The sequence below is a fragment of the Nonomuraea sp. NPDC004186 genome (assembly GCF_053603495.1).
Genome location: NZ_JBSGFQ010000246.1, coordinates 1 through 5,408 on the forward strand (window position 1 = coordinate 1; position 5,408 = coordinate 5,408).

Consider the following 5,408-nt stretch of genomic DNA (forward strand, 5'->3'; position numbering starts at 1 on the left):
CGAACGAGCCGCGCGATGGCGTCGGAAGCCTCTTTGACCTTCGCCTGAGCCTCCGGCCCGCCCTGGGCGGCGGCCTCGGCGACACAGTGCGCCAGATGATCCTCCAGCAGGGAGATCGCGACCGACTGCAGAGCACTGGTGGCCGCCGACACCTGCGTCAGCACGTCGATGCAGTACTTGTCGTCCTCGACCATCCGCTGCAACCCCCGCACCTGACCCTCGATCCGGCGCAGCCGCCGCAACTGGTCCTGCTTGCTGCCGCTGTATCCGACCATGTCTCCCCCTTCCGGCTTCTTGAACGTACCATACCCCCCTACCGTATTCAAAACATGAGCTTGTCCGGGGTGATGGGCAGGGATCGGACGCGTTTGCCGGTCGCGTGGTGGACGGCGTTGGCGACGGCGGCCGCCACGCCCACGATGCCGAGCTCGCCGATGCCCTTGGCGCCCAGCGGGGTCTGCGGGTCCGGCCGGTCGACGAAGCGGATGTCGATGTCGGGCACGTCGGCGTGCGTGGGCACGTGATAGTCGGCCAGGCTGTGGTTGACGATCAGGCCCGTGCGCTCGTCGAGCAGCGCCTCCTCGGTCAGCGCCATGCCGATGCCCATGATGATCCCGCCGCGCATCTGGCCGGCGGCCTGCTTGGGGTTGACGATCCGGCCGCCGTCGAACGCCCCGGCCCAGCGCGTGACGCGCGTCTCGCCGGTGTCCTCGTCCACCCGCACCTCGCAGAAGTGCGCGCCGTAGGAGTAGGTGCCGCGCTTGATCGTCTGGTACGGCAGCGCCGACCTGCCCTCCACCTCCACCCCGTCCACCCCGGCCCTGGCCAGGATGCGCTCGTAGGTCTCTCCACCCCGGGGACCGAACAGGCCGCCGTCGCGGGTCTCCGCCTCGCCGGGCGACAGTCCGGCCAGCGGCGAACCGGTGCCGCGCGCCAGTTTCAGCAGCTCGCGGACTAGGTTGTCGCGGGCCGACCAGATGGCCGAGGCGAGCGTCGTGGTGGCGGCCGAGGCGCCGGGGATGCGGGTCCTGGCCACGTCGGAGTCGCCCTGTTCGAAGCGGACCCGGTCGAGGGGCAGGCCGAGCCGGTCGGCGGTGGCCTGGCTCTGCGCGGTCGAGGTGCCGGCGCCCAGTTCGTTGGTGCTGCTGCGGACGGTGACCGTGCCGTCGGCGGACAGGCGGAGCCTGACCCCGGCGATGAGCACGGCGTCGGGGTTGATCGCGGCGGCCATGCCGTACCCGATGAGCCAGCGGCCGTCGCGGGTCGCACGGGGCACGGGCGGACGCCGGGACCAGCCGAACGCGTCCGCGCCGAGCAGGTACGCCTCGCGCAGGTGGCGGCTGGTGAACCGGTTGCCCGCGGCCGGGTCGCGGTCCGGCTCGTTGCGCAGGCGCAGTTCGAGCGGGTCCAGGCCGAGCCGCCAGGCCAGTTCGTCCATGGCCGACTCCAGGGCGAAGGAGCCCGGCGCTACGCCGGGGCCGCGGAAGAAGGCGTTCTGGATGCGGTCCAGGCGTACCACCTGCTGGGCGCTGTGCAGGTTGGGGCAGGCGTACAGATGCCGGGAGGCGATGACCGCGGCCTCGGCGAACTCGTCGGCGCTGCACGACGACACGGCGTGGTGCTCCAGCGCGGTGAGCCGCCCGGAGGCGTCGGCGCCGAGCGAGACGCGGCTGCGGGTCGGGGCCCGCCCGCCGGTCATGGCGAACAGGTCGGCGCGCGACAGGACGAGCTTGACCGGCCGGCCGGAGAGCCTGGCCGCGGCCACGGCGAGCCAGACGTGCGGCCAGGCGACGGCCTTGCCGCCGAAGCCGCCGCCGATGAACGGCGCGAGCACGCGGACGTTCTCCTCGGCCAGCGAGAACTTCCTGGCCAGCATCTCCTTGACCCCGTAGGGGTATTGCGAGGTGTCGTGGACGGTGAGCCGGTCACCCTCCCAGTGGGCCACGGTGGCGTGCGGCTCCATCGCGTTGTGGTATTCGAGCGGCGTGGCGTACTCGGCCTCGACGGTGACCGCCGCCGGGGCGGTGCGGGGGTCGCCGATCCTGGTCACCGGCTCTTCCAGTACGGCGTGCGCGGGCGTGAAGGGCCGCTGCCCGGCCATCGACAGGGCGGCGGGCCACCGCTGGTAGTCGGCGTGGATCAAGGAGGCCGTGTGCCTGGCCTGTTCCAGGGACTCGGCGACGACCACCGCGATGGGCTGGCCGTACCAGAAGATCTCGTCGGTGTTGAGCACGGGCAGGCTCATCGCGGCGGCGCCCAGCGGGCCGCGGAGGGTGGCGTAGGCGGCGGTGCGCTTCATCGCGGGCGCGTTGTGGTGGGTCATCACGAGCAGCACGCCGGGCGCTGGAGGCACGTGGATGGCGGTGACGCGGCCCCTGGCGACGGTGCTGCCCACCACCACCGCGTGGACGAGGCCGGGGAGCCGGTGCTCGGCCGTGTAGCGGACGGCGCCCGCGGCCTTGGCGGGGCCGTCCAGCCGGTCGGCGGGGCGGCCCAGTTCGGCGCGCTGGTGGGCCAGCGGGTCGGGCCTGCCGTCAGGGAGGAGCCTGGCCAGTCCGGCCATCACCTTGCCGGCGAGGGTGAAGCCGCGCGATGCGAGGGTCATGAGTGGGCTCCCTTCAGGGCTCGGCGGATCAGCCGCCTGGCCAGCTCGGGCTTGAACGCGTTGTGCTCGCGCGGCCGCGCGTCCGCCAGGGCCCGCTCGGCGGCCTGGTCGATGAGGTGATCGTCGAGCGAGGTGCCGGTGAGGAGCCGTTCGGCCTCGTACGCGCGCCACGGCTTGGGCGCGACCCCGCCCAGCGCGATGCGCACCCGGCTCGCCCGCCCGTCCTCCAGGTGGGTGAACACGGCCACGCTCACCAGCGCGAAGGCGTAACTGGCCCGATCGCGGACCTTCAGGTAGACCGAGTGGCCGGGAGGGACGGGTGGCAGGTCGATCGACGTGACCAGCTCGCCCGGCCGGAGCACGGTCTCCACGTGCGGGGTGTCCCCGGGGAGGAGGTGGAAGTCCACCAGCGGCACGGGGTCGCGGCCGGCGATGTTGACCACGGCGTCGAGGGCGGCCAGGGCCACGCACATGTCCGACGGGTGCACGGCGATGCAGCTCTCCCCCGCGCCGAGGACGGCGTGCATGCGGTTGAACCCGTCGAGGGCGTCGCAGCCGGCGCCCGGCTCGCGCTTGCCGCAGGCCGAGTGGCGGTCGTAGAAGTAGCCGCAGCGGGTCCGCTGCAGGAGGTTGCCGCCCACCGTTGCCCGGTTGCGCAGCTGGGGCGAGGCGCCGTTCACGATGGCCTGGGACAGCAGCGGGTAGCGGTCGCGGACCCGGTGGTCGGCGGCCACGCGCGTGTTGCGGGCCAGGGCGCCGATCCGCAGCCCGCCGCCGGGCAGGTCCTCGATCCCGGCCAGCGGCAGCCGGCCGATGTCCACCAGCCGTTCCGGCGTCTCGATGCCCTCGCGCATCAGGTCGACGAGGTTGGTGCCGCCCGCCAGGTATGTCGCCCCCTCGGCGGCGAGGGCGCGGGCCGCGGCCGCGTCGGTGGCGGTGACGTAGGAGAACGGGTTCATCGGGCGACCTCTCTCACGGCCGCGAGGATCCCGTTGTACGCGCCGCACCGGCACAGGTTCCCGGCCAGCCGCTCCCTGATCTCGGCGTCCGTCAGGCTCGCCGCCCCGACGGCGCTCGGCACCCCCGCGTCGTGCTCGGCGAGCATGGCCACCGCCGAGCAGATCTGCCCCGGCGTGCAGTAGCCGCACTGCAGGCCGTCGTGACGTACGAACGCCTCCCGCAGCGCTCGTCCCGGCTCGCCGAGCCCTTCGATGGTCGTGATCTCCGCGTCCTGGCACTGGGCGGCGAGCACGAGGCAGGAGTTGACCCGCTCGCCGTCCACCAGCACCGTGCAGGCGCCGCAGGCGCCCTGGTCGCATCCCTTCTTCGTCCCGGTCAGGGCGAGGTGTTCGCGCAGACAGTCGAGCAGGCTGACGCGGGTGTCGAGCTCCAGCTCGTGCCGGCGGCCGTTCACCGACAACCGCAGCTGTATGGATGGCATCCGAAAACCCCTCTAACTCGTACATTCATGTACGGCTTACTGGGCCGACTATACCCCTCCTCCGTATGAGCGCTGTTCCGGAACTACGACCGCGGATAGCATTCGCGTCATGACGCGCGGCCTAGGAGAGCTCGAATCCACCATCATGGAGCGGATGTGGGCCCGGCGGCAGCCTGCCTCCGTCCGGGACGTGCTGGAAGAACTGCGGCAGGAGCGCACCATCGCCTACACGACGGTCATGACCGTGATGGACAAGCTGCACACCAAGGGCCTGCTCAAGCGCGAGCCCGTCCGCCGCGCCTACATCTACGAGCCGGTCGCCTCCAAGGAGGCCTACACGGCCGACCTGATGCGGGCCGCGCTGGCCGGCAGCGGCAACCAGGCCGCCACGCTGGTGCACTTCCTCGAACGGCTCACCCCCGAGGAGGCGACCGCCCTGGAGGCGGCCCTGCAGGTGTTCCCGCCCAAGGGCGGGCAGGCGTGATCGCAGCCGCCGTCCTGGCGCTCTACACGGTGGTCGCCGCGATCTGGCTGCCGCGGCTGATGCGGACCGCGCGCTGGGCCGACCGGGCTCCCCGGCTGGCGATCGCGATGTGGCAGGCGGCCGGCGCGTCCGTGGTCGCCTCCGCCGTCCTGGCCGCGTTCGCCTTCGCCGTGCCCGCCGACGTCGTGGGGCACGGGCTGGCCGGGCTGTTCGAGATCTGTGCGGCGATGTTGTCGGACGGCGACGGCCTGACCGTGGCCGGCGCCGGCGCGCTCCTGGCCGCGGGCGCGGTGCTGGCGCGGCTGCTCTCGTGCGGCGCGGCCGTCCTGGTCAGGACGAGCATGGAACGACGTGCGCACGCGGCCATGCTCGGCCTACTCGGCCGGCGCGACCGCGACCTCGACGCGATCGTGCTCGACCACGACGAGCGGCTGGCCTACTGCCTGCCCGGCAGGCGCGCCCAGACCGTCATCACCACCGGGGCCCTGCGCAGCCTCACCCCCGAGCAGGTCGCCGCCGTCCTGGCGCACGAGCGCGCCCACCTGCGCGGCAGGCATCACCTGGCGCTCGCCGCGGCGCACACTCTGGCCAGGGCGTTTCCGAAGGTGCCCGTGTTCGGGGCGGCCGAGGCGGAGATCGTCCGGCTGATCGAGCTGCTGGCCGACGATGTCGCGGCGCGGCGCCATCCCCGGGTGCAGATCGCCGCCGCGCTCGTCGGCCTGGCCACCGGGCGGGCCCCCGCGTTCGCGCTCGGCGCCGGCGGCGACACCGCGCTCCTGCGCGTACGCCGCACCCGCAACGTGCAGCTGACGGCGGCCGGGGCCAGGCTGCTCACCGACGACCCCGGGACGCTGCACGCCAAGCTCTTCGGCGGGCTC

General features: G+C 73.2%; 6 protein-coding genes. 2 read left to right on the forward strand and 4 right to left on the reverse strand.

Features of this window, described 5'->3' with window-relative positions; translation table 11 throughout:
- From ACWEPL_RS64775 to ACWEPL_RS64790, 4 genes are all read right to left on the reverse strand, one after another.
- Nucleotides 1–275, reverse strand: a 275-nt coding sequence (locus tag ACWEPL_RS64775) for a metal-sensitive transcriptional regulator (RefSeq protein ID WP_452442941.1), incomplete at its 3' end; no start/stop codon positions are given.
- A gap of 47 nt (nucleotides 276–322) precedes the next feature.
- Nucleotides 323–2,605, reverse strand: coding sequence for a xanthine dehydrogenase family protein molybdopterin-binding subunit (locus ACWEPL_RS64780; RefSeq protein WP_452442943.1), 2,283 nt, complete (start codon nucleotides 2,603–2,605; stop codon nucleotides 323–325).
- Nucleotides 2,602–3,564 (reverse strand): FAD binding domain-containing protein, encoded by a 963-nt coding sequence (locus tag ACWEPL_RS64785; RefSeq protein WP_452442945.1) that lies wholly within the window; start codon nucleotides 3,562–3,564, stop codon nucleotides 2,602–2,604. Before ACWEPL_RS64785 ends, ACWEPL_RS64780 begins: the two co-directional genes overlap by 4 nt.
- Nucleotides 3,561–4,046: a 2Fe-2S iron-sulfur cluster-binding protein gene (locus tag ACWEPL_RS64790; RefSeq protein WP_452442947.1), complete on the reverse strand. Its 486-nt coding sequence runs from the start codon at nucleotides 4,044–4,046 to the stop codon at nucleotides 3,561–3,563. The genes ACWEPL_RS64785 and ACWEPL_RS64790 overlap by 4 nt, the downstream gene beginning before the upstream one ends.
- Before the next feature lie 109 nt (nucleotides 4,047–4,155).
- Here ACWEPL_RS64790 and ACWEPL_RS64795 point away from each other — a divergent pair, with 109 nt between their 5' ends.
- Complete coding sequence (locus ACWEPL_RS64795; protein WP_350735128.1) at nucleotides 4,156–4,530, forward strand: BlaI/MecI/CopY family transcriptional regulator; 375 nt, start codon at nucleotides 4,156–4,158, stop codon at nucleotides 4,528–4,530.
- Nucleotides 4,527–5,408, forward strand: an 882-nt coding sequence (locus ACWEPL_RS64800) for a M56 family metallopeptidase (protein WP_452442950.1), incomplete at its 3' end; no start/stop codon positions are given. The genes ACWEPL_RS64795 and ACWEPL_RS64800, both read left to right, overlap by 4 nt.

Coding starts and splice junctions, on each gene's coding strand:
- ACWEPL_RS64780 (WP_452442943.1), bottom strand. CDS start 2,605: ATGACCCTCGCATCGCGCGGCTTCACCCTCGCCGGCAAGGTGATGGCC.
- ACWEPL_RS64795 (WP_350735128.1), top strand. CDS start 4,156: ATGACGCGCGGCCTAGGAGAGCTCGAATCCACCATCATGGAGCGGATG.
- ACWEPL_RS64790 (WP_452442947.1), bottom strand. CDS start 4,046: ATGCCATCCATACAGCTGCGGTTGTCGGTGAACGGCCGCCGGCACGAG.
- ACWEPL_RS64785 (WP_452442945.1), bottom strand. CDS start 3,564: ATGAACCCGTTCTCCTACGTCACCGCCACCGACGCGGCCGCGGCCCGC.